This is a genomic window from Streptomyces sp. NPDC043746, assembly GCF_056436485.1.
Window position 1 is genome coordinate 23,156 of the sequence record NZ_JBWKCM010000048.1, and the last position, 2,812, is coordinate 25,967.

General features: G+C 70.0%; 2 protein-coding genes. Both read left to right on the plus strand.

The window, feature by feature from the left end:
- The first annotated feature begins 256 nt into the window (after positions 1 to 256).
- Positions 257 to 1,456 carry an ROK family transcriptional regulator gene (locus AC0682_RS30350; protein WP_478536395.1) on the plus strand — a complete coding sequence of 400 codons (1,200 nt, stop codon included), beginning with the start codon at positions 257 to 259 and terminating at the stop codon, positions 1,454 to 1,456.
- A gap of 120 nt (positions 1,457 to 1,576) precedes the next feature.
- Positions 1,577 to 2,692, plus strand: a complete 1,116-nt coding sequence (locus AC0682_RS30355) for a sugar ABC transporter substrate-binding protein (RefSeq protein WP_478536396.1) — start codon at positions 1,577 to 1,579, stop codon at positions 2,690 to 2,692.
- The last annotated feature ends 120 nt before the right edge of the window (positions 2,693 to 2,812 follow it).

A 2,812-nucleotide genomic window follows, 5' to 3' on the forward strand; every position in this document is an offset into this window, starting at 1 on the left:
GGAGTGGGCCCGCGCCCCACCCCCCCCACCCCCACCCCCCCCCCCCCCCCCCCCCCCCCCCCCCCCCCCCCCCCCCCCCCCCCCCCCCCCCCCCGGGCCGTCGTGGCGTGCGCGGATGCTCAGGTCTTGACGGGAGGCGCCCCCGAACGGTCAGCTTAGAGTTCACATGTTGGAGGAAGCTGGGGTGTCATCGCTGCCGCCCCGGCCGGGGCGGTCCTCTCCGGACCGCCCGCCAAGGGCAGGAGTGGATGAGTCGATGGAGACTCCCGGGTCGCAGACATCGCTGCACAGGGCCAATCTGGAGCGGGTCGTACGCGCCGTACGGATGGCCGGTTCGCTCACCCAGGCGGAGATCGCCCGGAGCACCGGGCTCTCCGCGGCCACGGTCTCCAATATCGTCCGGGAGCTGAAGGACGGCGGAACGGTCGAGGTGACGCCCACCTCGGCGGGCGGCCGCCGGGCCCGCAGCGTCTCGCTCAGCGGGGACGCGGGCATCGTCATCGGCGTCGACTTCGGCCATACGCACCTGCGGGTCGCCGTCGGCAACCTGGCCCACCAGGTGCTGGCCGAGGAGTCCGAGCCACTGGACGTCGACGCCTCGTCCGCCGAGGGGTTCGACCGGGCGGAAGCGCTGGTCAAGCGGCTGATCGAGGCCACCGGAATCGGCCCGGACAAGGTCATCGGCGTCGGGCTCGGCGTCCCGGGACCCATCGACGTGGAGTCCGGAACGCTGGGCTCCACCTCGATCCTGCCGGGCTGGACCGGCATCAACCCCAGCGAGGAGCTCTCCGGCCGCCTCGGCGTCCCGGTCTACGTCGACAACGACGCCAACCTCGGGGCGCTCGGCGAGCTGGTCTGGGGGAGCGGCCGGGGTGTCAAGGACCTCGCCTACATCAAGGTCGCCAGCGGTGTCGGCGCCGGGCTGGTGATCGACGGGACCATCTACCGGGGCCCCGGCGGTACGGCCGGCGAGATCGGCCACATCACGCTCGACGAGTCGGGTCCGGTCTGCCGCTGCGGCAACCGCGGCTGCCTGGAGACCTTCGCCGCCGCGCGGTACGTGCTGCCGCTGCTCCAGCCCAGCCACGGCCCCGGGCTCACCATGGAGCGGGTGGTCCAGCTGGCCCGCGAGGGCGATCCGGGGTGCCGCCGGGTCGTCGGTGACGTCGGCCGCCACATAGGCAGCGGTGTCGCCAACCTGTGCAATCTGCTCAACCCCAGCCGAGTGGTGCTCGGCGGCTCGCTGGCGGAGGCCGGGGAGCTGGTTCTGGGGCCCATACGGGACTCCGTGTCGCGGTACGCGATCCCCAGTGCGGCCCGGCAGCTCTCGGTGCTGCCGGGAGCCCTGGGCGGGCGTGCCGAAGTGCTGGGCGCCCTCGCCCTGGTGCTGAGTGAGATGGGGGATTCAACCCTTTTGGAAGGCGCCCTCCCCGCAGCGACTCCTGTCTTCACTTAGATAACGAATGGCACCGTTGTCATCTCGTTAAGGATTTACTCCTTGACGCTGGCGCTGCGGCCGAGTTGACTTCCAGCCACCTCGGCCGCAACGTCGCGGCCTCGTCAGGGAGGTTCGAGAATGAACACGCGTATGCGTCGTGCCGCCGTTGCCGTTGCCGCCACCGCGATGGCGGTCTCGCTGGCCGCCTGCGGCAGTGCCAAGGAGTCCGGTGACAAGGCCGAACAGGGCTCGGAGAAGAAGGGCGACGACCTGAAGATAGGTCTGCTCCTCCCCGAGAACCAGACGGCCCGCTACGAGAAGTTCGACCGGCCGATCATCGAGAAGAAGATCAGCGAGCTCACCGACGGCAAGGCGAAGGTCACCTACGTCAACGCCAAGCAGGACGCGACCATCCAGGCGCAGCAGATCGACACGATGATCACCAACAAGGTCGACGCGCTCATCGTCGGCGCGGTGGACGCCAAGGCGATCGAGAACAGCGTCAAGAAGGCCAAGGCCGCGGGCATCCCGGTCGTCGCCTTCGACCGCCTGGCCGAGGGCCCCATCGACGCCTACACCTCCTTCGACAACGAAGAGGTCGGCCGCGCCCAGGGCACCGCCCTGCTGGAGGCGCTGGGCGACAAGGCCGACGGCAGCGCCACCATCGTGATGATGAACGGGGCGATCACCGACCCGAACGCCGCCCTCTTCAAGACGGGCGCCAAGTCCGTCCTGGACGGCAAGGTGAAGTACGGCAAGGAGTACGACACCAAGGAGTGGAAGCCGGAGAACGCCAACGCCAACATGGAAGCGGCGATCACCGCGCTCGGCAAGGACAAGATCGACGGCGTCTACTCCGCCAACGACGGTATGGCGGGCGGCATCATCACCGCCCTGAAGGCCGCCGGTCTGCCGAAGCTCCCCCCGGTCACCGGCCAGGACGCCGAACTGGCGGGCGTGCAGCGCATCGTCACCGGTGAGCAGTTCATGAGCGTCTACAAGTCGTACCCGGCCGAGGGCATCGTCGCCGCCGAGATGGCCGTGGCCCTCGCCAAGGGCGAGAAGCTCGACTCGATCGCCACCTCCAAGGTCGACAACGCCAGCCAGAAGGGCATCCCGACGGTCCTCGTCCCGGTCGTCTCGCTGACCAAGGACAACATCAAGGACACCGTCATCAAGGACGGCATCTACACGATCGACGAGATCTGCACCGGCAAGTACAAGGCCGGCTGCGACGCGATCGGTCTGAAGTAGGCCGCAGGGACCGGCCACCGCCCCGGGGGGGGGGGGGGGGGGGGGGGGAGGGGGGGGGGGGGGGGGGGGGGGGGGGAGGAGGGGGGCGATGCCCTTGATCAGGCCGGAGCAGAGATAGCG